Origin of the sequence: Kribbella sp. CA-253562 (assembly GCF_050942265.1) — a bacterium.
Lineage (GTDB): Bacteria > Actinomycetota > Actinomycetes > Propionibacteriales > Kribbellaceae > Kribbella.
The window spans coordinates 3,152,477-3,177,338 of sequence record NZ_CP192049.1 but is presented as its reverse complement, the minus strand read 5'-3'; the positions used below and the strand labels follow the sequence as shown (position 1 = coordinate 3,177,338).

Below are 24,862 nucleotides of genomic sequence, written 5' to 3'. Positions count from 1 at the left end.
AAAAACGGCCCGGCGACCGAAAGCCGCCGGGCCGTCCTTTCCTTCGACTCAGTAAGCGAACTGGTCGAGCACGCCGAACTTGTCCGCCGCTCCTCCGTTGGAGACCGCCACGATCCGCCGGCTGATGGTGTGCGAACCACCCACCGGCAGCTCCAGCTTGAACTTGCTCATCGTGAAGTTGCTCTGCGAATACCCGGCAAAGGCACCGGAAGCCGCCGAGTACACCAGCCCGTAGGTCTGGTTGTCCGGAGTCGTGCCCGACTGACCGATCCAGCGCTTCGCGGTCGGCACCTGACTGAACGGCCCGCCACTGGTCACCGGCGGGAACCCGGCAACAGCAGACCGAGAACCAGCACCGTCGTGGTCCATCGCGTCACCCGCCCACACCGACAACGCGGCGCCGGAGTCGTTGGTGAAGGTCGTCTCCGCCGTCACGAACGACTCGTCGGCCGTCGCCGTGTACGTCGTGACGATCTTCAGCCCCGGGTGCTCGGCCGACGTCCCGGTCACCCGGACGACCGCCTTCTCCCCCGAGTTCTCCACGATCCGTACGTCGGTCGACCGCGTCTGCAGCTGCGCCCACGCGTTGCCGCCGGTCGGTTCGGCCGTGCTCACGTACGGCAGGTTGATCCAGTCCAGCTGGTCCGGCTGCCCGGTGATCGCCAGGTCGAGCACCTTGCCCGTCGTCGACTGGTTCAGCTGCGGGTCGTTGTAGACCTTCGCGACCGCCAGCGCGAGCAACTTGTTCTCGATCACCACATCGCCCGGTCCACCCTCGACCAGGCCGCTCGGCAGCCGCTTCCCGATGCTCGCGTCGACGTTCACCGGGCTGACCTGCAGATCGATCCCGTTGGCCCCGCCGACGCCGACCGTGACCTCCCGCGCCGCCGTCGCGTAGCCGAGCTGCGCCACCTGGAGGGTGTACGTGCCCGCGCCGCCGGGCAGCCCGACCCGGTAGTTGCCAGCGGCATCCGTCGTCGTCCGGCCGATCGCCGTACCGTCCTTGACCACGCTGACCGCCGTGTTGGCGACCGGCTTGCCGTCGGCCTTCAGCGTCACGGTGCCGGAGACGACCGGCCACGGCTGCGCCCACGTACCACCCGGGGTGAAGGCGTACAGGTTGCCGTCGAAGGCACCCGCGACCACGGTATTGCCGCTGACCGCCGGACCCGCCGACACCCAGGTGCCGATGTTCTGCGACCACAACGGCTGTCCGGTCCGCGCATCCAGGGCGTAGAAGCCGCCGCTGTTCGCCCCGACGAAAAGCGTGGTGCCCGACAGCGCCGGCGAGGTGAACGACCCACCCCGGTACTGCGAACCCGGCAGCAACTGGTCCCAGATCACCGCGCCGGTCGTCGCGTTGAGCGCCGTCACCGCACCGCTCGGGAAGGACATGTAGACCGTGTTGCCACTCAGCGCCGCGGCCGACGGTGTCGCGCCGCTGCTGACCAGCGACGGGTGCGTGCTGGTGTAGCTCCAGAGCACGGCGCCGGTCGCGCCGTCACGGGCCACGATCCCGTTGTTCGACCCGATGAACACCTTGCCGCCACCCGCGGTCGGTACGCCGTCCTGCCAGCCGCCGAGCGTGTCGGTCCCGGACCACAGCTTCTGGCCGGTCTTCAAGTCGTAGGCGATCACGATGCTGCCGTCCTGGTTGCCGACGTACACGCGACCGTCGGCGACCGCCGGGGTCCCGTCGCTCATCGTGTTGCCCGCCATCGGCGAGCCCCAGATCCGCTGCCCGGTCTTGGCGTCGAGGGCCAGCAGGATGCCGGCCGCCGCCTCGCCGAACCGGGTCTGGAACGGGAACAGCACCTTGCCGTCGGCAACCGTCACGCCGTAGTACCCGTAGGTGCGCTGGTTGTTGCCTTCCGGCGCGGGCTGCGGGTCGTTGCGCCACTTCAGCTGCCCGGTCCTGGCGTCCACCGCGAACAACGTGCCGCGCAGGGTCGGGACATAGACCAGCCCGTCCGAGACCGCGATGCTGCCGTGCACCGACGACGGGACGTCGTAGCTCCACAGTTTCTTGCCGGTGGCAAGGTTCACCGCGTGCACGGCGCTGTTGCCCTCGCCGTTCTCGTCCCGGGTGCCGGCGTACACGACGCCGTCGACGATGGCCGGTGAACCGGTCAGGAAAGTGCCCTTGGTCCGGTACGACCAGGCCAGCCGCTGCCCGGCCGCGATGGAGTCGGCAGCCACACCACTGTGCGACGAGTCGCCGTGGTGCTGGTTCCAGTTCGCGCCGGCGACCGGCTTGACGGCCTTCTCGTTGGTCAGCGTGAACTTCGACGTGCCCTTCCAGGTCGCGCCGGTCTTGTCGGCCGCCTCCACCTCCAGGGTGTGCTTGCCGATCTTGGCGTTGCCCGGCAGGTCGGCGTACCAGGTGAACTCGCCGGTGGACCGCAACTGCTTCCAGTTCCCGTTGTCGAGCCGGTACCGGACCTTCACCGGGGCGTCCATGGTGTCGTAGGCGTTCACCTGGATACCCGGGAACTTGTCTATCGGCACCGAGGTCCCCGGCGCCGGGGACACGATCGTCAGGTCCTTCTCGGCGCCGTAGATCCGGAACGGGTTGCCGAAGGACTTGTTGTCCATGTTGACGAACCGGAACCCACGCGGCGAGTTGTCGATCGTGTACGACGAGGAGACCGTCTGGATGTGCTTGGCGGTGCCCGCGAAGTCGCTCTTCGGCTCGACGTCGTTGGAGTGCTCGTGGCCGACCAGGATCAGCTCGGCGCCGTACTGCTCGAGCAGCTTGCCGTACGCGTCGTAGACCGACGGCGAACCGAACGGCACGTTCATCGGCTGGTGGGTCAGCACGACCAGGTGCTTGCCCTTGGTCATGTGCTGGGCCAGATCGGCCTTGGCCCACTCCAGCTGCTCGGCGAACGGCGCGGCGCCGTTGTTCTCCAGCACCAGGAAGTGCCGGTCGCTGTAGTCGAAGGAGTACCACTCCGGCCCGACGTGCTTGCGGTAGTTGTTGATCCGCGCCGCGTACGTCGTACCGGCGGAGTACTCGTGATTGCCGACGGCCGGCCAGACCGGCACCTTCGAGTTCGCGGTCGAGGACTTGTAGAACTCGAACTCGGCGTCGGTCGCGTTGTTGGTCAGGTCGCCGCTGACCTGGATGAACGCGAGGTTCTGCCGGGTGGAGTTGATCTCGGTGATCTGCTCGGGCAGCTGCGCGTTGACGTGCGGGTCGGCGACGTTGCCGAACGTGAAGCCACCGTCGGCGGCCGACTTGTCCTTCCGCAGCCCGAAGTTCACCTCCCGGCTGTCCCCGGCCGCGAGCTGGCCGAGGTTGCGGTAGAACTTCGGCGTCATGTTGTCGTCGGTGCCGACCGAGTAACCGGCCGGCTGGCTGACGAAGACCAGGTCGACGTCCCGGCGCTCGACATCGGTGCTGAAGCTGTAGTGCCCCGACTTGTCGGTCACCACGAGCTGCTGGCCGTCGGAGACGGTGACACCGGCCAGCGGGGTCTCGTTGCTGTCGAGCCGGTTGTCGCTGTCACGGTCCTCGAAGACCGTGCCGGTGATGGTGGCGGCGGGCGCGTCGACCGCGTCGGCGATCACGCCGGTCAGCGGGACACCGATCACCAGGGCGGCCAGGCCGCCGGTGACGCCGTACAGGACCTTGTGCCACCGGGTGGCCGGTGGCCGATCGCTCGTGCGAGGAGAGCCGATCATGCGAGGAAGAACCTTTCTACGAACCAGTAGAGGCCGAAGGCGGCGACGACCCCTGTCGCCGAGCGGACCGCGGGAACCGAGATCCGGCTCCGGCGGACGAGCAGGACCAGCGGGAAGACGGCCAGCAGCAGCACGGCCTGGCCGGCCTCGATCCCGACGTTGAAGCTGAGCAGTGAGACCAGCAGTTCCGGGCTGATCTCATCGGTGATCCGCAGTGAACCGGCGAAGCCGAGCCCGTGCAGAAGACCGAATCCGAAGACCACCGGCAGCCGGTGGCGGGTGGAGCCGAGCAGGTTCTCGACCGCGACGAAGGCGATCGAGAGCGCGATCAGCGGCTCCACGACGACCGCCGGCACGGTGAGTCCGCCGAGCAGGGTGGAGACCAGCGTGACGCTGTGCGCGAGGGTGAACATCGACGTGACCTGGACGAGGCTCTTCAGGCTCTGCGCGCCGAGCATGAGGGCGACCACGAAGAGCACGTGGTCGAGGCCGAGCAGGATGTGCTCGACGCCCATCGTCCCGAACTGCAGGCTGGATGCGGCGACCGAGCTGTCGCCGACGGTGAAGTCGTGGTGGCTGCGGTCGAAGACGATTCGCCCGGAGTCGTCGCCGAAGTGGTACTCGACCAGGTTGGTGTGGTCGTCGGCAACAGCCTCGGCGTCGCCGAAGACGGTGTAGTGCAGACGGAACACGCCACCGTCACCCGCGCAGGCGTAGGCCAGGCCGAGTTCCGCGTACGGCGTACCGGCGCGGGAGCCGACCGAGGTGGTGGCCAGTTCCGGCTCGCAGGCGGCGCCGTCGAGGGAGACGACGACCCGGTCGTGCAGGTAGGTCTCCAGCGCCGGCTTGGCCTGGTCGAGCGCCTGCGACCGCTGCCCGTCGTCCGTGGCCGGCGCGCCGAGATCGACCGCACGCGCCAGTACGGCGTACTCGAGGCTGAGCTGGACGTTCACCTGGCGGCCGTCCTGGGTGACGGTCGCGTAGCCGGTCGAGGCGATCACGTGGGCGGAGGCGGCGGTGGTCCCCGCCAGCGCGAGAAGCACGAGCAGGCCGAGAAGCGTGAACAGACGGCGCATGCGGTCCATCCCACGCGGCACCGATGGCCGGTTGATGTCCGGTCAGGAAACTATCTGCCGCCATCACAGGGATAGCCGTAACTACGTGCGACCCTGTCGCGCGGGCAACACTCAGTGTTACCGTCGTGACTATGCGTCGCTGGCAGCGGGTTCTCGCAGTGGTCGTTGTCGCTACCGTCGTGTTCGTCCTGGAGGGCTGGCTGGCCAGCGCCCAGGCCGTGTCGCCGCCGTTGTTCAAGCAGTGCACCTACACCCGGACCGGCGCCCCCGCGACGGTTCGGCCGCCGTACTCGCTGACGCCGACGATCGGCGTGGTGAAGGTGACGGTGACAACAACCCTCGGACCGGTCGAGCTGCGACTGGACCGGACGAACGCGCCGTGCGCGGTGCACAGCCTCGGGCATCTGGCGCTCGGCGGCTTCTACCGGGACGCGTCGTGCGGGCGGCTCACGCCGGTGCTGCTGGAGTGCGGACCGGCCGAGGCCGGGTTCCGGTTCCGCGCCGAGTTGTCCGGCCGGGAGAAGTATCCGCGCGGCACCGTCGCGATGGTGCCGGCCGCCGGGCAGAACGCGGCCCGGTTCTTCGTCGTGTACCGGGACGCCGCGCTGCCGCCGCAGTACACGGTGATCGGGCGGGTGGTCGCCGGGCTCGGCGTGATCGACAAGGTCGCGGCCGGCGGCGCCGGGGACGGCGGCACGCCGCGGACCCCGGTCACGATCACCGGGGTCCAGGTCGGCTGACGCACCCGGGCGAGATCACCCGGGAGGCCCGGCTAGAGGACCGGCAGCAGCTTGTTCAGCTCGAACGGCGTGACCTGCTTGCGGTAGTCCTGCCACTCGACCCGCTTGTTGCGCAGGAAGAAGTCGAAGACGTGCTCGCCGAGCGTCTCGGCGACCAGCTCGCTGTCCTCCATCGCGTGGATCGCCTCGGCCAGGCTGCTCGGCAGCGGCTTGATGCCCAGCGCGCGGCGCTCCCGGTCGGTCAGCGACCAGATGTCGTCCTCGACCTCGCGCGGCAGCTCGTAGCCCTCCTCGATGCCCTTCAGCCCGGCGGCCAGCATCAGCGCGAAGGCGAGGTACGGGTTCGCCGCGGAGTCCAGCGAGCGGAACTCGACCCGGCTGGACTGTCCCTTGTGCGGCTTGTACATCGGCACCCGGACCAGGGCCGAGCGGTTGTTGTGCCCCCAGGAGATGAACGACGGGGCCTCGTCGCCGACGGCAAGTCGCTTGTACGAGTTCACCCACTGGTTGGTCACCGCGGTGATCTCGGCCGCGTGCTGCAGCAGGCCGGCGATGAACGCGCGCCCGGTCTTGGACAGCTGGTACTGCGCGCCGCCCTCGAAGAACGCGTTCCGGTCGCCCTCGAACAGCGACATGTGGGTGTGCATGCCCGAACCCGGCTGGTCGCTCAGCGGCTTGGGCATGAACGAGGCGTAGATGCCCTGGCTGAGCGCGACCTCCTTGACCACGACGCGGAACGTCATGATGTTGTCCGCCGTCGACAGCGCGTCGGCGTACCGCAGGTCGATCTCCTGCTGGCCCGGACCGCCCTCGTGGTGGCTGAACTCGACCGAGATGCCCATCGACTCCAGCATCGTGATCGCCTCGCGGCGGAAGTCGTTGCCGATGCCCTGCGGGGTGTGGTCGAAGTAGCCCGAGGAGTCGACCGGCTCGGGATAGGTGCCCGGGGCGCCGGTCAGCGACTTGAACAGGTAGAACTCGATCTCGGGGTGGGTGTAGAAGGTGAAGCCCAGATCGGCCGCCTTCGACAGCGTGCGCTTCAGCACGTGCCGCGGGTCGGCGAACGAGGCCGAGCCGTCCGGCATGTTGATGTCGCAGAACATCCGCGCGGTGCCCATCGTCTCGCCCCGCCAGGGCAGGATCTGGAACGTCGACGGGTCGGGCTTGGCCAGCATGTCCGCCTCGGTCACCCGCGCGAACCCCTCGATCGCGGAGCCGTCGAACCCGATGCCCTCGGCGAACGCACCCTCCAGCTCGGCCGGCGCCACCGCCACCGACTTGAGGAACCCGAGCACGTCGGTGAACCACAGCCGCACGAACCGTACGTCGCGCTCCTCGAGCGCGCGCAGCACGAACTCCTGCTGCTTGTCCATCGGCGGTTCCACCTCTCGACGCAACGTCATAGCACCGGACCTCACACAGTGTGCCCCGGCTCTGTTAAGCAGACGTTACGTGCCGCCGGGGACATCGCGCGCTCCAGGGCCTAAGGTGCTGCGGGTGCAGACCGTTTTCCACGCCGCGCTGATCGTGGCCGCGATCCTCTGCATCAGCGACCTGCTGCTCAGCACCGGCCGGTTCGTCCGGTCGATCCAGCGCAAGCGGCCGGCCGAGCTCGATGTGCTGGGGCGCCGCTGGCTGCCGATCCCGGAGCTCGGCTTCGGCATGTTCGCTTTCTGCTGCCCCGGCCTGGTCACCCTCGGCCTGACCCACGAGGACGCCACCCTGCCGACCAAGCAGATCCTGCTCGCCGCGCTGGTCTTCGGGTACGCCGGTGCGGTGCTGTCCCGCGTCGTCCGGACCCCCGGCCCGGGCGGTCGCCGCTTCCGGCTACGCGCCGGGCTGCTGCTGGGTCTGCCGGCGGCTTTCGGGCTCGTCTTCGGGCTGTCCGGCGTCGCCGGCTGAGCTCTACATATTCCGCGCCTCCGGCGCGGTGGGGCACGGGGCTCAAACTCCAGCTCTTCCCTCGTCACTCCGGTCGCTTCGCTCCCTGCGCTCCTCAGTCCAGAGCTGGAGGCCCCGTGCCCAGGGCGCGATCCTCTCGAGCGGCGCGAAGGCCAGCCAGCAGACCACCGTCGGCAGGAAGTGGATCAGCAGGATCGCGGTGTTCGCGACGTGGAAGCCGATGAAGAACAGTGCGCCGAGCAACTGCCAGCGGCCCTTCAGCCACAGCACCACCGGCGACAGGATCTCGCCGATGAACCCGACCCACTGCATCACGTGCAGCATCCACGGGTGGTGCAGCAGCCACTCGCCCACCGGGTGCGGCCGCCGGACGATCGCCCAGGTCAGGATCGCGCTGCCCGGCCAGGTCAGCGCCCAGCCCGCGCTGCGAAGCTTGGCGACCGCGGACAGGAAGTACGTCGAGATCACGCTGATCTGGACACAGCGGATCGCCCAGCCGGCCGCCTCGGAGGTGGTCTGGTCGGCGTACACCGAGCCGGTGCGGGCCTTGTTCGGCGCGACCGTCGGCAGTACCCACAACGCGACCACCAGGGCGAGATGGTCGTGGTCGACCTTGCCGTCGCTCATCCCGATCAGAACCCACCAGGTGAACGCCGGCGCGACGATCCAGCCGGCCAGCCGCGGCAGCCGGTTGGACGCACCGATCAGGCAGAACACGATCAGTACGACGTACAGGGTGGTCGTGTTGGCGACCGAGGGCTTCGGCAGGTCGAAGAGCCGGGCCAGGAACAGCGGCTGGTAGAGACCGGGGTGCTCGCCCTTGAGCCGGGTGTCGCGGACGAAGGCGTGCATGTCGAGGATGACGAACAGGTACAGCACGGTCCGCAGCCAGGCGATCCGCGCCAGCGCGATCTTCGGCGTGAACCAGTTCGCGATCGCGGCGCCCCGGCCGGTCTTGTGCTCGACGGTGGCGCTCATCGCCGCACCTGCCAGGTCGCCAGGACCTCGGCCTTCGGCGGCCCCTCCACGCGCCCCTCGACCAGTTGCGTGGTGTCGCGGATCAGCTCGAGCTTCACGTACTTCGGCTGGTCCGGATGCTTGCGCGCCCACCCGTCGGCCACCTGCTGCAGCAACGAGGGATCCTTCACGATCTCCCCCGTCCTCGCCTCGATCTCGGCCCGCGCCACGCCCGCGCCCTCGATGTTCAGCGGCACGTCCACCGACGTCCCGGCGTCGGTCTGCGCCTGGATCCGGGTGTAGGTGACCGACGCGTCGTCCGGCACGGTCATCGCGTACTGCGACATCGGCCCGAACGGCCAGACGTCGTCGGTCATCCGCACCGACCCGTTCACCAGCAGCACGACCCCGACCACGGCGACCACGACCCGAAGCGCCTTCCCCACCCGCCCCAGCCGCAGCTCGCCACCCACGTCACCCGTCGTCACGCCCGCCATTACACACCACCCGCCGGGGCGCTCCGGCCGGCCGTTCGTCTCAACCGGATCTCGGCGCCGGCTACTCCCCGCGGCTGCCGTCGATGCGCTCGCGCAGGATGTCCGCGTGCCCGTTGTGCCGCGCGTACTCCTGCACGACCTTGAGCAGATGAGCCCGCACCGACGCCTTGCCGGTCGCCGCCATCGCGGAGAAGTCGTCGTGCCGCGCGATCAGCTCGTCGGCGACCGCCCGTTCGGCGTACCAGCGCCGCAGCGACTCCTCGACCATCGAGACGTCGAGGTTCTCCAGGTCCGCGTCGGGATCGTCACCGACGTAGTGGCAGCCGTGGTCCACCCCGCTGAGATCGTTGACCAGGTAGTCCCGCTCGATCTCGGTCAGGTGCCGGACCAGCCCGAGCAACGTCAGCGACGACGGCGGCGCCGACGCGGTGACCAGCTGCTCCGCGGTCAGCCCCTCGCACTTGGCGGCGAGCGCGTCGCGGTGGAACGCGAGCCAGCCGGTGACTGCGCCGATCTCGTCGAAGGCCTCTGGTTCGGGCGCCCGTTCCATTCGTTCACTGTGGCACCGGAGTCCAGGTCCCGGTAGTCCGTCTTCCTGAGAGGATCTCCGGCATGGCGACGATTCAGGAAGTGGCGGAGGCGTTTTCCCAGCACCGCTTCTCGGTGGTCTACCCGTTCCTGCACCCGGACGTGACCTGGACGCTGGTCGGGGCGGCCAAGCTGGAAGGTCATCAGCAGGTGGTTCAGGCCTGCGAAAACGCGCTGGCCGAGCTGTCGCGGACCACCCAGCAGTTCCTCCGGTTCAAGACCATCGCGAACGCCGACGCGGTCGCGGTGCACGCGGTGACCCGGTACGTCGACGCCCGGTGGAACTCGTCGATCGTCTCCTCCTGCGACCTGTACGACTTCACCCAGGGCCACCTGACCGCGATCACGTCGTACACCGCGGAGGTCGCACCGGACTCGATCAGCTAACGGCAGGAACTCGGCCGGCCTGGTGAGCCCGGCTCAGCCGTCGAGGCGGGTGAGGTGCAGGGCGACCGGGCTCGTCGTACCGATCCAGACGAGCTGTGCGTGGGTGTCGGAGGTGATCACCGCGCGCAGCCCCGGGACTCCTTCGAGAGTGCCCTCGATGGACCGCGGCACCAGGTGCTCGAGCACCTCGGCGATGTCCGGCCCGTCCTGCCACTCGACGCGGGCGGTCGACGGGTTCGTCTGCCACAGGTCCACCCACGTCGCGCCGTCCTCCTCGAACAGCCGCGTCCGCAGTACGCCGGCCACCAGGCCGAGCAGCGTCGCCGCCGGAGTGGCGACCAGGTTGAGCAGGTGCCGTTCGTCGTCGGACAGGTCCGGCAGCGTCGGCTGGTCGGCAAGGCTGAGGGTCACGTCGTACTCCGTGCGGGTGATCGCGAGTGGTCTGCGGATCGTCGGTCACCGTCGCACTGCGGGTCGACGCGACACGCCGGTGCGGTAGGTGAAGCGACGGATCAGGATCTCGAACGGACCGCGATGGCCGGCCCGTCGCATCCGGTCCGCGAGCAGCACCGTCAGCGTCCAGGTCGCCGTCGCCAGCACCGCCGTCGTTGCCACCGTCAACGTGTCCGAGAGGTCGAGCAGGTACGGCGTGAAGGCAACGGTCCACACCACCGACTGCGCCAGGTAGCAGGTCAGCGATCGTTGCCCGGTCGCCGCGATCGCCAGCACCACAGGCCCCCGGCGGATCCGGGACGCGATCAGCACGATCAGGGCGGCGTACCCGAATCCGCTGATCGTCCCGCTGACGTCGTGCAACGGACCGATCAGGCTGAGCGTGTCCCCCGTGGGCTTGCCGGCGAACCGAGCCACCATCAGCGCCACCGGCTGCGCACCCAGTACGCCGATCGCGACGCCGGCAGCAGCGGTGATCCGGAGCAGCCGCAGGTGTTCGGCCGGGCGTTCGAGAATCCGCCGGCGCCCGGCCCACAGCCCGATCAGGAAGGGCGTGGCGAACCCGATCGGCCCGAGCAACGCGATGAACGGATGCACCAGGAGCCGTCGTGCGACCTGCGTGCCGAGGTCCGGCGGCAGCATCGCGAGATCCGGCGGGTCGGCGCTGATCGACAGCGACGTGTCGCTCGGCAACGCGGTCAGCACCAGGAAGAGCGTGGCGACAACGAGCAGCCAGCGGTCCTTCCACCGGATCGCCCAGACGCCGAGGAACAGCAGGACGCCGTACGCGCCGAGGATGTCGCCGACGTACAGCAGCGTCGCGTGCAGCACCCCGAGCACGACGAGGACGAGGCTGCGCCGCCAGAGCAGGAACCGGATCGCCCACGGAGTGCCGGTCTGCCGGCGGACGATCTGCGCGACGCCGTACCCGAAGAGCAGGCCGAACATCGGGAACGCCCGCCCGTCGACGAACGTCGCGATCAGCCAGGTGACCGCGCGGTCCATCCCTGACCCGTCCTGCGGGAAGCCACCGAGCACCGACGGTCCGCGCAGGAAGTAGTGCGAGTTGGCCAGCGCGATGAACAGCAGCATGAAGCCGCGGGCCAGGTCCGGCCCCAGCGCGCGGTCGGAGATTCCGATTGGTCCCTGCTCGGTGGTCGTCACGATTCTCAGTGAATCCGGCGCCGGTGCGGCCTGCGTCGGCGGAAAGTATCGCGACGCCGAACCTTGGTCTCCGGCCGCCTGCCGCACCGGTGATCGTAAAGATCGGCCGAGTCGCTACGAGCCGCGCCGGACACCCAGTAGGGTGCTCCCCGTGCCTCAGCTTCGGCTTGCTCTCGCCCAGCTCGACGTGACGGTCGGCGACCTCGACGGGAACGCGGACAAGGTCGTGTCCTGGACCCGTGACGCGGTCGAGCGCGGTGCCCACGTGGTCGCCTTTCCCGAGCTCGTGCTGACCGGTTACCCGGTCGAGGACCTGGCGCTGCGCGGCTCGTTCGTCGACGCGTCGCAGTCCAAGGTCGAGACGCTCGCCAAGCGCCTGGCCGAGGAGGGCCTCGGCGACGCCGTCGTGGTCGTCGGCTACCTCGACCGCGCCGCCGGTACGGCGATGGGCGTCGACCGGCTCGGCCGCCCGAAGGGTTCGCCGACGAACTCGGCCGCGGTGATCCACCAGGGCCAGGTCGTCACCAGCGCGGTCAAGCACCACCTGCCGAACTACGGCGTCTTCGACGAGTTCCGGCATTTCGTGCCCGGCAACACGCTGCAGGTCGTGCGGATCCACGGCGTCGACGTCGCACTGGTGATCTGCGAGGACCTGTGGCAGGACGGCGGCCCGGTCGCCGTCACCCGCGCGGCCGGCGCGAACCTGCTGCTGGTCGTCAACTCCTCGCCGTACGAGGCGAACAAGGACGACGTCCGCGGCGAGCTGGTCACGCGCCGCGCCCGCGAGGCCGGCTGCGCGCTCGCCTACGTGAACCTCGTCGGCGGTCAGGACGAACTGGTCTTCGACGGCGACTCGCTGGTCGCCGACGCCGAGGGCACCGTGATCGCCCGGGCGCCGCAGTTCGAGCAGGGCTGCATGCTGGTCGACCTGGACCTGCCCGCCGCGACGGCGATCCCGGTCGCCGAGCACGAGGGCATCGAGATCGTGCACACCGTGCTGCACGAGGAGCCGCTGCCGGCGTACGAGCCGATCGAGGCCGCGCAGGCGCTGCGACTGGCGGACGAAGCCGAGATGTACGGCGCGATCGTGACCGGGCTGCGCGACTACGTGCGCAAGAACGGCTTCAAGTCCGTGCTGCTCGGGCTGTCCGGCGGGATCGACTCCTCGCTGGTCGCCGCGATCGCCTGCGACGCGATCGGCCCGGAGAACGTCTTCGGTGTCTCCAACCCGAGCATCTACTCCAGCGACCACTCCCGCGACGACGCGGCCGAACTCGCGGCGCGCACCGGGCTGAACTACCGGGTGATCCCGATCCAGCCGATGGTGCAGCCGTTCCTGGAGACGCTCGGGCTGACCGGGCTGGCCGAGGAGAACCTGCAGGCGCGGGTCCGGGCGGTGATCTGGATGGGCCTGTCGAACGCCGACGGCCACCTGGTCCTTGCCTGCGGCAACAAATCCGAGCTGTCGGTCGGGTACTCCACGATCTACGGCGACGCGGTCGGTGGTTTCGCGCCGCTCAAGGACGTGCCGAAGACGATGGTCTGGCGGCTCGCGAAGTGGCGCAACGCCGACGCGGCCGCGCGTGGTCAGCAGCCGCCGATCCCGGAGAACGCGATCGCGAAGCCCCCGTCGGCCGAGCTGCGGCCCGGGCAGATGGACACCGACTCGCTGCCGCCGTACGACCTGCTCGACGACATGCTGGACGACTACGTCGAGCAGGACCGCGGCAGCGCCGAACTGGTGGCGGCCGGGTTCGACCCGGAACTGGTCAGCAAGGTCGTCCAGCTGGTCGACAAGGCCGAGTACAAGCGCCGGCAGTACCCGCCGGGCCCCAAGCTCACCCACAAGGCGTTCGGCCGTGACCGGCGGCTGCCGATCACGAACGCGTGGCGTGAGGATGCCAGAAAGGCTGCCGACCACTGAGTGGATCCTGGCGGAACCGCCCTTCCTCCGAGACCCCCTGGGACAGCTCGTTCGACGAGTACCCCGGACGGTCCGGCCTGCCCGGAGACGCTGTGAGCGATGCCTCACCCACAGCCGGTGGCGCTCACCCTCCGCAACGGTGGGACGATGGGGGGATGGTTGACAACTTCGTGTCGGCCGGTACCAACGGCGACGCCGACGACGAGCTGCCGGCGCCGTACGGGACCGGACCGAAGAACCGGACAACCGAGGAGCACCACCGCTCGGACTACGGCTACACCGACGACTCAGGCGACAGCTGGCGCGACCGCTCGTCGCTGGAGGGCCTCGACCCTTCCCCGTCGCTGCCGAACGCGCCGCGGACGTACGAGCGCGGGCCGGTGCCGCAGCAGCCGTACGTACCGAAGCCGCCGTTCCTGACCACGGAAGAGCGCGGGTACGCCGCCGAGCAGCCGCGCTCGTACGACGAGCCGCGGCCTGGGTACTACGACTCTTCGCGCGAAGGTGGTCGCAACTTCCCGCCGGAGCCGGGCCGCGATCCGGCTCGGGATGCGGGTCGGGATCTTGGGCGTGAACCGAGGCCTGAGCTCGGGCGTGAGCTTGGACGCGAGCCTGGGCGTGAGCTTGGACGCGAGCCTGGGCGGGAGGCGGCGCGCGAGGCCGCCCGGTACGAGGACTCGCCGTTCGCGCCGTCGGCGTACCAGGAGCGTCCGCCGGCCCCGCCGCAGCCGGGCCGGCAGCAGAGCCCGTTCGCACCGCAGCAGGGTGAGCCGCCGCGGCGCGCTCCCGAGTCGCCGACGAACCGCCAGGCGCCACCATCTCCCCCGCAGCGTCCGGCCGGACCTCCTTCGGGCAACGGCTCCAACGGCCTGACCCAGCACAGCAACGGGATTCCGGGCAACGGCTGGAGCGGCAGCGCACCGACGCCGCCTCCCCCGCCGCCGTCGAACGGACTGACCAACCGTCCGTCCACCCCGCCGCCCGCGCCCGGCAACGGCCAGCCCGCAAGCCCGCTCGGCGCCGGCAACGGCACCGGATTGGGCACCAGCAACGGCTTGGGCTCGGGTACCGCAGGCTCTGGCGGCAACGGCAGCCCGGGCAACGGCCTCGGCTCAGGCGCGGGTGGCAACGGACTGAGCAGCAACGCCAGCAACGGCCTGAGCAGTGGCAGCAACGGCCTAGGCAACGGTCACAGCAACGGTCACAGCAACGGACCCGGCAACGGCTTCGGCAACCAGCAGTCGACCGGCATCCAGCCGGCCCTCCCAGCCGCCGGCCCGACACCTCCTCCCCCGCCGAGCACCCAGCAGCGCCTGCCCGCCAACCGCCCACCGGCTCCCCAGCCCCCGGCGAACCAGCACAACACGGCCGTCAACGGCTACCCCAGCGACCCGAGCGCGGAGTACGAGAGCAACACTCCGGAGAGCCGTCCCGAATCCAGCCCGGACAACCGCGCCGGGAACCGCCCGGTCGGCGCCCGCCGGCGGGCCGACGTCCAGCAGGACGCCCCCAGCCAGGTGAAGGCCGAGGCCGTCGTCGCTCACCGAGCCCGCCGTGCCCACCCCGGCACGACACCCCCGGCATCCCAGAGCGCCGCGAACCAGCCAGGCAACCCGGCCCCCGCGCGCCCGGCCGTCAGCAACACGACGGCCTCGGATCCCAGCAGTTCAGGCGTTCTGGGCTCGCCGGGCTCGACCGGCAGCACCCCGGGCGACGGCAGCAAGCGTCCGCGCAAGTACCGCATCCACCACCTGCGCGACATGAAGAACCGCGGCGAGAAGTGGGCCATGCTCACGGCGTACGACCAGTACACCGCCGAGATCTTCGACGAGGCCGGCATCCCCGTGCTGCTGGTCGGTGACTCGGCCGCGAACAACGTGTTCGGTTACGAGTCCACCCTGCGCGTCACCGTCGACGAACTGATCCCGCTGGCCCGCGCCGTCGCCTCGGCGGCCCAGCGCGCGCTGGTCGTCGCCGATCTCCCGTTCGGCTCGTACCAGGCCTCACCCGAGCAGGCCTTCCACACGGCCGTCCGGTTCATGAAGGAGGCCGGCGTCGCCGCGGTGAAGCTCGAAGGCGGCCGCACCGTCGTACCGGCGGTCGAGAAGCTCACCCAGTCCGGCATCCCCGTGATGGCGCACATCGGTTTCACCCCGCAGAGCGAACACGCGATCGGCGGCTACCGCGTCCAGGGCCGCGGCGACCAAGCCGCGGGCCTGATCGACGACGCCGTCGCCCTCGCCGAAGCCGGCGCGTTCTCGATCGTGCTGGAGATGGTGCCCGGCGACGTCGCGGCCGAGATCACCAAGCGCGTCCCGGTCCCGACGATCGGCATCGGCGCCGGCCGCGACACCGACGCCCAGGTGCTCGTCTGGCAGGACATGGCCGGCCTGCGCTCCGGCCCGATGCCCCGCTTCGTCAAGCAGTACGCCGACCTCCGCGGCATCCTCACCACCGCCGCCCTCACCTACGCCTCCGAGGTAGCCACCGGCATCTTCCCCGCCGACCAGCACACGTTCTAGGGTGTGTCTCCCAATTCCGCGCCGTAGCGAGCAGGTGCCCGGTGCGGCGAGGTGCCGTGCCGGGTGCCGCGCAGTAGGCCGGGAATTGGGAGACACACCCTAAATCCACGGCAGGGCTGAGCGTTCGGTCCAGTACTCGGCGGGAGCCTGCGCGAACTCGGCGAGTGGTTCGACCGTGGTGGCGGTCAGGTTGCTCGTGAGTTGGTCGGTGGTGGTGGCGCCGCTGAGGACGACGTCGGCCCGCGGGTTCGCGGCGGCGGCGTTGATCGCCAACGTGTCGGGGGCGACGTGGTGCTTGGCCGCGTACTCGGTGAACGGCGTGGAGCCGGCCTTCGCGGTGAGGCGGCCGTTGGCGACGGCTTCCTTGACGACCACGAACCAGCCGGCGTCGTGCGCCTCGGCGAGAGCCGGGCCGACCGAGGGCTCGAGCACGTTCCACGTCGACTGAACGGCAGTGAACGGACCGCCGAGCTTGAGGGCCGCACGCAACGTCTCGGCCTGGTGCGGTCCACTGGTCGACAGACCAACTCGTACGCCGGTGTCGGCGAGCTCGCCGAGACGGTCCAGCAGCTTGGTGTCGCCGAGCGCCGGGCTGTCCTGCGTCAGGCTGTGCACGAGGTAGAAGTCCGGCGCACCACCCAGCGCTTGCACCGTCTCCGGCCACTGCCGTTCGAAGGTCGCGAGCGAGTGGTCCTTGATCTCGTGCTGGTCGGCGTCGAAGCGCCAGTCCGCGACGTACGTGTAGCCCCACTTCGACCCGATCGTCAGCTCGGCCCGGCGACCCGGCTCGGCCGCCAGCCACTCGCCGAGGAACTCCTCCGCCAGCCCGTACGACCGCGCCGCGTCGAAGTACCGGACGCCGGCCCGCCACGCCTGGTCCAGCAGTTCGTGCGTACGGCGCCGCAGGTCCTCCACCGCGCGCCCCGGCGGCAGGTCCTCGTCGTGGCCGAGATTGATGTAACCGGGACGTCCGAGGGCCGCCAGCCCCAGACCGATACGCGCTGTCATACCGCGATCGTCTCACCGCCGTTCAACCACCGAACCAGCCACTGCGCGGACCACCGGGCCGACTACTGGGCCGACCACTGGCCGAGCGCGACTCGCCGCAGAACCGCTCGGTGGACGGGACAGGTCGTCTAGCGTTTTGAGATGTGACAGATTCCCGGCTGCCGCCACCAGGCACCGTCGTCCGCCGGACGACGGCCCGCGTCCTGCCCGTCCGTCCGGACGGGAGGGTGCTGCTGCTGCACGGCTGGGACCCGCTGAAGCCCGGTACGCCGTACTGGTTCACGATCGGCGGCGGCGTCGAGGCGGGCGAGACGGTGGTCCAGGCCGGACTGCGGGAACTGCGCGAGGAGGTCGGCATCCTGCTGGCGTCCGACGCGCTCGGCGACCCGGTGGCGACCAACACGATCGAGTTCGAGTGGGGCGGCTGCCCGATCATCCAGCATCAGACGTTTTTCGCGGTCGGCGTCGACACCGTCGAGGTGACGTTCGCGAACCAGGAGGAGCTGGAGCTGGAGACGATCAGCGCGCACGGCTGGTGGCATCCCGACGAGCTCGAGGCGACCGGTCAGGCCGCGCACGTCACGATCCCCGGGCTGCTGCGGCTCGCGGTCGAGGCGATCAACCTGCGGCAGGCGTCCTGAGCCTCAGCGCTCGCGCGCCTTCTTCAGCACCTTCTTCTTGAGCTTCTTCTTGTCCACCTCGTAGTGCCGCAGGTCGATGCGCTCCGCGCAGCCGGCATCGGCCAGCCGCTTGAGGACCACCGGGCACTTCTTGCACCTCGGCTTGTCCTTGCAGCACTTCTTCTTCGCGGTCATCGACGGCACGCTTGGAGGATAGGTGAGCCTGGCCTAAGCGTCTACCTGCGGCGGCAGTCACGTGGCACAGCTCACCCGGTCCGTCCGCTCAGCTGGCCGGCCAGCACGGCCCGCGCCTCGACCAGCGACGGCCCGTACCAGGTCAGGTGCCGGCCGGAAACACAGATCGCCGGCTGGGAGAAAGCCTCCGGTCCGTCGTCGCCGGAAAACGCGTACGGCTCGTCGGGAAGCACCACGACGTCGTACGCCGGTAACGCGTCCAGGTCGATCCGCGGATAGCGCTGCGGCGATTGTGCGAACACGTTGTCGATACCGAGCCGGCGTAACACGTCACCGGCGAACGTGTCCCGGCCGAGCGCCATCCACGGCCTTCGCCAGATCGGAATCACCGCTCGCCGGCGTGGACCGTCGTACGGCGTACTCCAGACTTCGCGGGCTTGTCCGAGCCATTGTGGAGTGCTGCCGGTGATCGCCGAGAGCATTCGTTCGAGTGATCCCAGCGACTCCTCGACGGTGGTCGGTGTGGTCACCCAGACGGCGATTCCGTGCGCGCGCAACGCGTCGAGATCGGCGGCGCGATTCTCTTCGGCGTTCGCGACCACGACATCAGGACGCAGCCGCACGATCTGTTCGAGGTCGGGATTCTTCGTGCCGCGAACTCGCGTCACGTCGAGGTCGCGCGGATGCGTGCACCAGTCCGTCGCGCCCACCAGCAACGACCGGTGGGTGTGCGCGATCGACTCCGTCAACGACGGCACGATGCTGACCACCCGGGTAATTTCACCGGCCATCCGGACGGGGTTTCGCTGATCGTCGTAGAAGGTTCGCACCGCGGCTGATCCGATCGTTCGCAGAGACGTTGCCGAGGACAACACTGTCCGAAAGTGCGCCGAAGTGGCAGATCGGTGCGCGTGTCGCCAACATTTCTTCACCACCCTCGGGCATGCTCGGTGCGCACCGAAAACCCTTCTGCACAAGGATTTTCGGCATTAGCGCGCGAATTGCCGGCGCGGACGCCTTGACCTGTGGGCCATTCAGGTGCTTTACGTGGGCACCAAGTGTTGTCATCATCAGGACGACGAGGAATCCACCGTGGTTTTCCTCAGCCGCACCAAGGAGGCAGAGTGCCAGCCAAGAAGGCAGCCGCAGGGAAGGCGACAGCCAAAAAGGCTTCTCCCGCCAAGAAGACTGTCGCCAAGAAGGCCCCAGCCGCGAAGACGGCCGTCGCGCGCAAGGTCACCGCAGCGAAGAAGGCAGTGACGAAGAAGGTGAGTGCGGCCAAGAAGGCGGTCTCCAAGGCACCCGCCAAGAAGACCGCAGCAAAGACCACCGCGGTGAAGAAGACGACGGCCACGAAGAAGGCGACGGCCAAGAAGGCCACCGCCACGAAGACCGCCGCCAAGAAGACGACGGCCACCAAGACCGCCGCCAAAAAGGTGACCACGGCCAAGAAGGCACCGGCCAAGAAGACGACGGCGACCAAGACCGTGGCGAAGAAGTCGCCGGTCAGAAAGGCCACCGCGACGAAGACCGCCGCCAAGAAGGCGCCGGCCCGCAAGGTCGCCGCGAAGAAGGCGCCGGCCAAGAAGGTCGCGGCCAAGAAGGCCCCGGCGAAGAAGGTCGCCGCGAAGAAGGCTCCGGCCCGGGTCGCCGCGAAGAAGGCCCCGACCCGCAAGGTCGCCGCCAAGAAGTCACCGGCTCGCAAGGCCCCGGCCCGCAAGGCAGCGGCCCGCTAGGCCTGTTCCACCAACGAGCGAGGGGCACCACCGGGATCCGGTGGTGCCCCTCGGCACGTTGGTCCGTGCTGGTCAGTCGTCGTTCCACTTCGGGTCGTTGTCCCAGGACTCGTTGCGTTCCTGGACCTTCTCCAACGCGCGCGCCGCTTCCTCCGGCGAGCTGTACGGCCCGAGCCGGTCGGCGGACTTCGCACCCTGGTACGGCTCGACCTGGCCGGTTTTGGTGTTGTAGTACCACTCGTTGCTGTGATCGTCGTCGGCCATCGCAGCAGACCACCTTCCGGGTGAAGTTGTCGCACCTAACTAGAATGATCCCACCATGTCGATTCTCACTCCCGGCATCATCTCGCCGCGCCGCCCTGTGCCCGCCTCCATTCCGCGCCCGGAGTACGTCGACAAGCCCGCGCCGACGCCGTTCGACGGCTCCTACGTCACGTCCCCCGAACTGGTCGAGAAGATGCGCGTGGCGAGCAAGCTCGCCGCTCAGGCGCTGCAGGCCGTCGGCGAGGCGGCCAAGCCCGGGGTGACCACCGACGAGCTCGACGCGATCGGCCACGAGTACCTGGTCGAGCGCAACGCGTACCCGTCGACGCTCGGCTACCGCGGTTACCCGAAGTCGTTGTGCACCTCGGTCAACGAGGTGATCTGCCACGGCATCCCCGACGACCGTCCGCTCGAGGACGGCGACATCGTCAACGTCGACATCACCGCGTTCATCGACGGCGTGCACGGCGACACCAACGCGACGTTCCTGGTCGGCGACGTCGACGAGGAGAGCCGGCTGTTGGTCGAGCGCACGCGCGAGGCGCTGAACCGGGCGATCAAGGCGGTCAAGCCCGGCCGTCAGGTCAGCATCATCGGCCGGGTGATCGAGTCCTACGCCAAGCGCTTCGGGTACGGCGTCGTCCGCGACTTCACCGGGCACGGCATCGCCACGTCGTTCCACTCCGGCCTGATCATTCCGCACTACGACGACGAGCGCTTCGACGACGTGATCGAGCCGGGCATGACGTTCACGATCGAGCCGATGCTCACCCTCGGCAGCTACGACTACGACCTGTGGGACGACGGCTGGACCGCCACCACCAAGGACAAGTCGCGCACCGCCCAGTTCGAGCACACGCTCGTCGTCACCGACACCGGCGCCGAAGTCCTCACGCTGCCGTGAACGTCCAGCGGTACGACCGATCCCACCTGGACGGCGTACTGGCGATCTGCGCGGCTGAGGACTGGCCGAGTTTCCCGTCCGACCCGGACGGCGCGCACGTCGTACTCACCGCACCTGGCGTGACGAGTGTGGTCGCCGTCGAGCACGATCAGGTGCTCGGCTTCGCGTACCTGCAGAGCGACGGCCACATCCAGGCGCACCTGTCGTTGATGGCCGTGCACACCGCTCACCGCCGTCGCGGTATCGGCCGCGCCCTGCTCGAGTACGCCGCACCGCTGACCGGTGCCTTGCGCATCGATCTGGTCACCGACACGGCGGAAGACTTCTACGCGTCGTTCACGCACCGCACGTTCAGCGGCTTCCGGATCTATCCCTGACCGCCACCACCACGTAGAGCGTCACCGTGGCGAGAAACGGCCCGGTGGACAGGTGATCGAGCCAGGCTTCGGCCGCTTTCGCTGACAGGTAGCCGGCTTCCACCGCGCGCTCGGTGTTGCGGTGCAGCCCCAGGATCTCGTCGGCGGACCGGACGTCGCGAAACGTGGAAACGATCGGAAGCACGGTCGGTACGGCGAACCCGGCGCCGATGGCGAGCCGAGTCAGTTGACGGCCGATCACCCCGTTGCGCACGATCCGATCCGTGATGTGCCGCGTGTACGCGCGGGACGACTCGAGCTCGGGATGATCGATGGCCAACGAGTCCCAGTCGGGTTCGGCCATCACGAGCGTGCCGCCCGGACGCAGCACCCGATGCGCCTCCGCGAGCGCCTTCGCCGGATCCTCGACATGTTGCAGCACCCGGTCCGTCCGGGCGCGATCGATGCTGCCGTCGTCGAACGGCAGCGCCTGCAGGTCGGCGAGCCGTACGTCGATCGCCGTCGAGGCCGAGGTTCGTTCGCGAGCTCGATCGACCATCTCCTGACTGACGTCGACGCCGATCACCGTCCCCGACGCTCCGACCGCGTCGGCCAGGGTGCCGAGATCGGTGCCAGGCCCGCATCCCAGGTCGACAACCGTCTCTCCGGGCCGGGCGTCGAGCGCTTCGAGCATTGTCTGCTTGTACGCCCGGCCCGACTCGGTCGCCGCCACCCGGTCCAGATAGCTGACCTGCCCAGGCACGGCGGTCTCAAACACCCGAGCCATCGAACGAGCCTCCCGCTGCAACTGCTCGCGGCCTTGCTCCGTCAACCGCACCGGCCGCTGCCGCCCGACACCTTCCAGCGGCTCGACCCACCCCTTCGCCTCCAGCCGAGCCAACGCGCCGTACAAACTGCCCGCGCCGAGCCGCTGTCCGGTGAGCTTCTCGATCGCAGCGTTGACGGCATAGCCGTGCAGCGGCCCGTCGACGAGCACGGAGAGCACTTGCAGCTGAGCATCATTGGTCCGCATGCGCTGATAGTACACATCACGTACTACGCGCCGCGTACTACACCTGCGCGAAGCCGAGGTGTCCGTAGAGACCGAGAGCGGCGTGGTTGCCGTCCTGCACCCGCAGTGCGACGTCGGTCGGCTCGACCGCGAGGCAGGTGGTCACCATCGATCGAGCGAGCCCCCGTCGGCGCCAGGCCGGCAAGGTGAACACCTCGATCACGAACGGGCAGTCGGGCACGTCCTCCCACGGACCGTGCTCGACCACGAGCACCGCGCCGACGATCTCGTCGCCGTGCACCGCGATCCGGCTACGGGCGAGATCGAGGACGCCGTACTCGCCCGCATAGGTGAGACGGATGTCGTCGATCGCTTCGACTTCGGTCGCACAGGCGACGCCCGGCGGGTAGGAGGCGAAGTACGTGCGGCCCAGTGCTTCGATGTCGTCGGTGGTCGGCGATCGAAGGGCGACCCCCACCGGTGGGTCGCTGACGGCGACTGGCCCCGCCCGCCGGACGAGCAGCATCAGTTGCCCCGCAGGGCGTCGGCAATCACTGCGCGGCCGACGGTGACGGTTTCGCGGGCGTCGGCGACCGTGAAGGCTTCGGGGCTGCCGGCGCGAGCGGCGAGGGCGCGGCTGATCAGTGAGGCTGTCTGGGGCCAGTGGTGCAAGGCGTGGTGCCCGGCGGCCGACTTCGAGACGATCTTGCCGGTGGTCAGCAGGGCGTGCAGGCGCGGGATGCCAAGCACGAACCACGGGACGATCCAGTCAGGTGTCACTTCGTCGCCTGGTCGCTCGGCGATGGCCGTCTCCAGCTCGGCGAGCTTCGGCGTCCAGTACGACGTGAGGTTGTCGCGAGTGAACTGCTCGAGTGCGTGCTGGTCGTCGTGCACGCGCAGGCCGGGGGCCTCGCGGATCGCGATCGACTGGCGGGCGAGTTCGGACCAGAGGACCGGGGAGATCGGACCGCCTGGTCTGGTCAGCAGTTCACCTGTCTGGGTGAAGACGACGGTCCGGGTCGGGTCCGGTGGCAGGGCGAGCTCGTCGAAGGTCAGGTAGGTGACGTCGAACGACGGGGTTTTCGGCATCGCCTCGAAGACGCCACGGACCCGTTCGGGATCGGTCAACGGTTTCGCCAGCACCGCCGTGCCGTCGATGTCGCTGGAGCCCGGGTGGAAGTCGCCGAGCGGAACCGAGCCGGTGAGGTAGAAGCCGAGCACCTCGCCGGGCAACGCCTCGTCCACCAACGTCAGGAAGCGGGACGACGCCTCGGTCACCACCTCAGGCAGCTCGGCGGCGGTCAGCACGGGGCCGGCCACCGCGCCGCGCTGCGCGGTCATCGGTTGGACGCTCCCCGAACGAACGCGGCGAGGTCCTTGGACTGCCGCAGCCGCGACTCCTCGTGCACGTACATCATGTGCCCCGCCGGGTAGTAGTGGAGCTCGATGTTGTCGTGCAGTTCGGCCGGGATCTGCAGGCGGGCGACCGTGTGCTCGGTGGCGAAGTACGGCGTGGCGCAGTCGTAGTGGCCGGAGGCGATGTGCACCTTCAGGTGCGGGTTGGCCCGCATCGCCTCGGCGAGTTTGTCCGCGACCGTGACGTGGTTGTTCTCGAACTCCTTGAACGACCAGTCCTTCGACGCGTCGCCGCTGATGATCTCGTAGGGCAGGTCGTTGAGGTACTCCAGCTCGGCGCGCACGTAGTGGTTCAGCGCGGCCGTGTACGGGCCCATGATCGCGCGCATCGACGGGTCGTCGACCGAGACCTCGTGGGCGGCGTCGGCCTCCCAGCCGGTGAAGCGGCTGTCCAGCCGCCCGATCACCTGGCGGCGCGAGCGCAGCAACTCGGCGAAGAACCGGGTGTGCTCGATCCGCAGGTCGACCCGGTCGACGTAGTCGGGCGACAGCCCGGTCAGGCCGGCCAGCCGCTCGACGATCTGCGCGCGCTCCTCGGCGGGCAGTCTGTTGCCCTGGGCAAGGGCATACGGGTACCGCCCGGCGGCGAAGTGCTCCGCGTCGGCGAGCAGCTCGGACAGCTCCCGGTCCGGGATCAACCCGTGGTAGTGCGCGGCCGCGGCGTACGACGGCAGGAACAGCGCGAACGGCAGGTCGTTGCCAGGTGTGAAGTCCAGCGTGCCGAACTCGAGCACCGCCGAGATCAGCATCACGCCGTTGAAGTACATGCCGTGCCGGTTCTGCAGGTGCGCGACCAATGCGGCCGCCCGGGTCGTGCCGTACGACTCGCCGGCCAGGAACTTCGGCGACATCCAGCGCCCGTTGCGCGAGGCCCACAACCGGATCACCTCGCCGACCGACTCCAGATCGGGCGTGAATCCGTGGTACTCCCCCGGCTTCTCGCCCTCGACCGCCCGCGAGTACCCGGTGGAGACCGGGTCGATGAAGACCAGGTCGCTGTGCTGCAGCAGGGTCTCCGCGTTGTCGACCAGCCCGTACGGCGGGGGCGCGAGCTCACCCGCGTCGCCCGACACCACGCGCCGCGGTCCGAGCAGCCCCAGGTGCAGCCAGATGCTCGACGACCCCGGTCCCCCGTTGAACGCGAACGTCACCGGCCGCGACCCGACGTCGGCCCCGTCCAGCGTGTACGCCGTCAGGAACACCTCCGCCTTCGGCCGGTGCCCGTCGAACTTGCCGTCGGTGACGACCTCGCGCCGCAGCACGATCCGGCCGGCGGTCGCCGTGTACTTCAGCTTCCGCCGGCCCACGGTCAGCACGTGCTGCGTCGTCGTCAGGTCGTCCACCGGTGCGCTCGCACCAGCTGCCGCCGCCGTCGCCTTGTCCTCCGGCACGTCCTCGGGTCCCTGCTCAGCTGTCGCCATGCCCGGAACCCTAACAAAACAAGGCGGTCGGCC

At 69.3% G+C, this 24,862-nt stretch carries 25 protein-coding genes; 9 read left to right on the top strand and 16 right to left on the bottom strand.

Annotated elements, in window-relative coordinates; translation table 11 throughout:
• Positions 1 to 48: 48 nt before the first annotated feature.
• Together ACQPXM_RS15165 and ACQPXM_RS15160 are read right to left on the bottom strand one after the other, a co-directional pair.
• Positions 49 to 3,687: a PQQ-binding-like beta-propeller repeat protein gene (locus ACQPXM_RS15165; RefSeq protein ID WP_432948966.1), complete on the bottom strand. Its 3,639-nt coding sequence runs from the start codon at positions 3,685 to 3,687 to the stop codon at positions 49 to 51.
• Positions 3,684 to 4,763, bottom strand: a complete 1,080-nt coding sequence (locus tag ACQPXM_RS15160; RefSeq protein ID WP_432948964.1) for a HupE/UreJ family protein — start codon at positions 4,761 to 4,763, stop codon at positions 3,684 to 3,686. Before ACQPXM_RS15160 ends, ACQPXM_RS15165 begins: the two co-directional genes overlap by 4 nt.
• A gap of 131 nt (positions 4,764 to 4,894) precedes the next feature.
• Here ACQPXM_RS15160 and ACQPXM_RS15155 point away from each other — a divergent pair, with 131 nt between their 5' ends.
• Positions 4,895 to 5,503: a peptidylprolyl isomerase gene (locus ACQPXM_RS15155; RefSeq protein ID WP_432948962.1), complete on the top strand. Its 609-nt coding sequence runs from the start codon at positions 4,895 to 4,897 to the stop codon at positions 5,501 to 5,503.
• A 32-nt stretch (positions 5,504 to 5,535) separates the two neighbouring features.
• Here the strand turns inward: ACQPXM_RS15155 and glnA are convergent, their stop codons facing one another.
• Positions 5,536 to 6,876, bottom strand: a complete 1,341-nt coding sequence (gene glnA / locus ACQPXM_RS15150) for a type I glutamate--ammonia ligase (RefSeq protein WP_077017075.1) — start codon at positions 6,874 to 6,876, stop codon at positions 5,536 to 5,538.
• 124 nt (positions 6,877 to 7,000) lie between these two features.
• On the opposite strand from glnA, the gene ACQPXM_RS15145 reads away from it, so the two are divergent.
• A complete protein-coding gene (locus ACQPXM_RS15145) occupies positions 7,001 to 7,405 on the top strand; it encodes a hypothetical protein (protein WP_432948960.1) in 405 nt (134 codons plus the stop codon).
• A gap of 42 nt (positions 7,406 to 7,447) precedes the next feature.
• Here the strand turns inward: ACQPXM_RS15145 and ACQPXM_RS15140 are convergent, their stop codons facing one another.
• From ACQPXM_RS15140 to ACQPXM_RS15130, 3 genes are all read right to left on the bottom strand, one after another.
• Positions 7,448 to 8,383: a hypothetical protein gene (locus ACQPXM_RS15140; RefSeq protein ID WP_432948958.1), complete on the bottom strand. Its 936-nt coding sequence runs from the start codon at positions 8,381 to 8,383 to the stop codon at positions 7,448 to 7,450.
• Positions 8,380 to 8,859 (bottom strand): hypothetical protein, encoded by a 480-nt coding sequence (locus tag ACQPXM_RS15135; RefSeq protein WP_432948956.1) that lies wholly within the window; start codon positions 8,857 to 8,859, stop codon positions 8,380 to 8,382. The genes ACQPXM_RS15140 and ACQPXM_RS15135 overlap by 4 nt, the downstream gene beginning before the upstream one ends.
• A 61-nt stretch (positions 8,860 to 8,920) precedes the next feature.
• A complete protein-coding gene (locus ACQPXM_RS15130) occupies positions 8,921 to 9,409 on the bottom strand; it encodes a DUF664 domain-containing protein (protein WP_432948954.1) in 489 nt (162 codons plus the stop codon).
• Positions 9,410 to 9,471: 62 nt separating this feature from the next.
• On the opposite strand from ACQPXM_RS15130, the gene ACQPXM_RS15125 reads away from it, so the two are divergent.
• Positions 9,472 to 9,834 (top strand): nuclear transport factor 2 family protein, encoded by a 363-nt coding sequence (locus tag ACQPXM_RS15125; RefSeq protein WP_432948952.1) that lies wholly within the window; start codon positions 9,472 to 9,474, stop codon positions 9,832 to 9,834.
• A gap of 33 nt (positions 9,835 to 9,867) precedes the next feature.
• Here ACQPXM_RS15125 and ACQPXM_RS15120 read toward each other — a convergent pair whose 3' ends face one another.
• Positions 9,868 to 10,245, bottom strand: coding sequence for a hypothetical protein (locus ACQPXM_RS15120; RefSeq protein WP_432948950.1), 378 nt, complete (start codon positions 10,243 to 10,245; stop codon positions 9,868 to 9,870).
• A gap of 45 nt (positions 10,246 to 10,290) precedes the next feature.
• A complete protein-coding gene (locus ACQPXM_RS15115) occupies positions 10,291 to 11,451 on the bottom strand; it encodes a DUF418 domain-containing protein (RefSeq protein WP_432948948.1) in 1,161 nt (386 codons plus the stop codon).
• Between the two features lie 151 nt (positions 11,452 to 11,602).
• Here ACQPXM_RS15115 and ACQPXM_RS15110 point away from each other — a divergent pair, with 151 nt between their 5' ends.
• Together ACQPXM_RS15110 and panB are read left to right on the top strand one after the other, a co-directional pair.
• The gene (locus tag ACQPXM_RS15110; RefSeq protein ID WP_432948946.1) at positions 11,603 to 13,375 is read left to right on the top strand and encodes an NAD+ synthase; all 1,773 of its coding nucleotides are present in this window, start codon (positions 11,603 to 11,605) and stop codon (positions 13,373 to 13,375) included.
• Between the two features lie 155 nt (positions 13,376 to 13,530).
• Entirely contained in the window at positions 13,531 to 15,897 is a 2,367-nt protein-coding gene (gene panB / locus ACQPXM_RS15105) for a 3-methyl-2-oxobutanoate hydroxymethyltransferase (RefSeq protein WP_432948944.1), read from the top strand.
• 99 nt (positions 15,898 to 15,996) lie between these two features.
• Here the strand turns inward: panB and ACQPXM_RS15100 are convergent, their stop codons facing one another.
• On the bottom strand, positions 15,997 to 16,905 hold the full coding sequence (locus ACQPXM_RS15100) for an aldo/keto reductase (RefSeq protein WP_432948942.1): 909 nt from the start codon (positions 16,903 to 16,905) through the stop codon (positions 15,997 to 15,999).
• 143 nt (positions 16,906 to 17,048) lie between these two features.
• On the opposite strand from ACQPXM_RS15100, the gene ACQPXM_RS15095 reads away from it, so the two are divergent.
• A complete protein-coding gene (locus ACQPXM_RS15095) occupies positions 17,049 to 17,546 on the top strand; it encodes an NUDIX hydrolase (protein ID WP_432948940.1) in 498 nt (165 codons plus the stop codon).
• Between the two features lie 3 nt (positions 17,547 to 17,549).
• Here ACQPXM_RS15095 and ACQPXM_RS15090 read toward each other — a convergent pair whose 3' ends face one another.
• Together ACQPXM_RS15090 and ACQPXM_RS15085 are read right to left on the bottom strand one after the other, a co-directional pair.
• Positions 17,550 to 17,729: a hypothetical protein gene (locus ACQPXM_RS15090; protein ID WP_077017085.1), complete on the bottom strand. Its 180-nt coding sequence runs from the start codon at positions 17,727 to 17,729 to the stop codon at positions 17,550 to 17,552.
• A 62-nt stretch (positions 17,730 to 17,791) separates the two neighbouring features.
• Positions 17,792 to 18,511, bottom strand: a complete 720-nt coding sequence (locus ACQPXM_RS15085; RefSeq protein WP_432948938.1) for a helical backbone metal receptor — start codon at positions 18,509 to 18,511, stop codon at positions 17,792 to 17,794.
• 333 nt (positions 18,512 to 18,844) lie between these two features.
• Between ACQPXM_RS15085 and ACQPXM_RS15080 the strand changes: the two genes are divergently transcribed.
• Complete coding sequence (locus ACQPXM_RS15080; RefSeq protein ID WP_432948936.1) at positions 18,845 to 19,456, top strand: histone H1-like repetitive region-containing protein; 612 nt, start codon at positions 18,845 to 18,847, stop codon at positions 19,454 to 19,456.
• Between the two features lie 72 nt (positions 19,457 to 19,528).
• Here ACQPXM_RS15080 and ACQPXM_RS15075 read toward each other — a convergent pair whose 3' ends face one another.
• Positions 19,529 to 19,720 (bottom strand): hypothetical protein, encoded by a 192-nt coding sequence (locus ACQPXM_RS15075; RefSeq protein WP_432948934.1) that lies wholly within the window; start codon positions 19,718 to 19,720, stop codon positions 19,529 to 19,531.
• A gap of 55 nt (positions 19,721 to 19,775) precedes the next feature.
• Between ACQPXM_RS15075 and map the strand changes: the two genes are divergently transcribed.
• Complete coding sequence (gene map, locus ACQPXM_RS15070) at positions 19,776 to 20,624, top strand: type I methionyl aminopeptidase (protein ID WP_432948932.1); 849 nt, start codon at positions 19,776 to 19,778, stop codon at positions 20,622 to 20,624.
• Positions 20,621 to 21,001 (top strand): GNAT family N-acetyltransferase, encoded by a 381-nt coding sequence (locus ACQPXM_RS15065; protein WP_432948930.1) that lies wholly within the window; start codon positions 20,621 to 20,623, stop codon positions 20,999 to 21,001. The genes map and ACQPXM_RS15065 overlap by 4 nt, the downstream gene beginning before the upstream one ends.
• Here the strand turns inward: ACQPXM_RS15065 and ACQPXM_RS15060 are convergent.
• From ACQPXM_RS15060 to ACQPXM_RS15045, 4 genes are read right to left on the bottom strand one after another with little or no spacing between them, the layout of a single operon-like run.
• Positions 20,976 to 22,013 carry a methyltransferase domain-containing protein gene (locus tag ACQPXM_RS15060; RefSeq protein ID WP_432948928.1) on the bottom strand — a complete coding sequence of 346 codons (1,038 nt, stop codon included), beginning with the start codon at positions 22,011 to 22,013 and terminating at the stop codon, positions 20,976 to 20,978. The genes ACQPXM_RS15065 and ACQPXM_RS15060 overlap by 26 nt on opposite strands.
• Before the next feature lie 37 nt (positions 22,014 to 22,050).
• Positions 22,051 to 22,518 (bottom strand): GNAT family N-acetyltransferase, encoded by a 468-nt coding sequence (locus tag ACQPXM_RS15055; protein ID WP_432948926.1) that lies wholly within the window; start codon positions 22,516 to 22,518, stop codon positions 22,051 to 22,053.
• Entirely contained in the window at positions 22,518 to 23,333 is an 816-nt protein-coding gene (locus ACQPXM_RS15050; protein WP_432948924.1) for an aminoglycoside adenylyltransferase domain-containing protein, read from the bottom strand. The genes ACQPXM_RS15055 and ACQPXM_RS15050 overlap by 1 nt, the downstream gene beginning before the upstream one ends.
• On the bottom strand, positions 23,330 to 24,829 hold the full coding sequence (locus ACQPXM_RS15045; RefSeq protein WP_432948922.1) for a S10 family peptidase: 1,500 nt from the start codon (positions 24,827 to 24,829) through the stop codon (positions 23,330 to 23,332). Before ACQPXM_RS15045 ends, ACQPXM_RS15050 begins: the two co-directional genes overlap by 4 nt.
• Between the last annotated feature and the right edge of the window lie 33 nt (positions 24,830 to 24,862).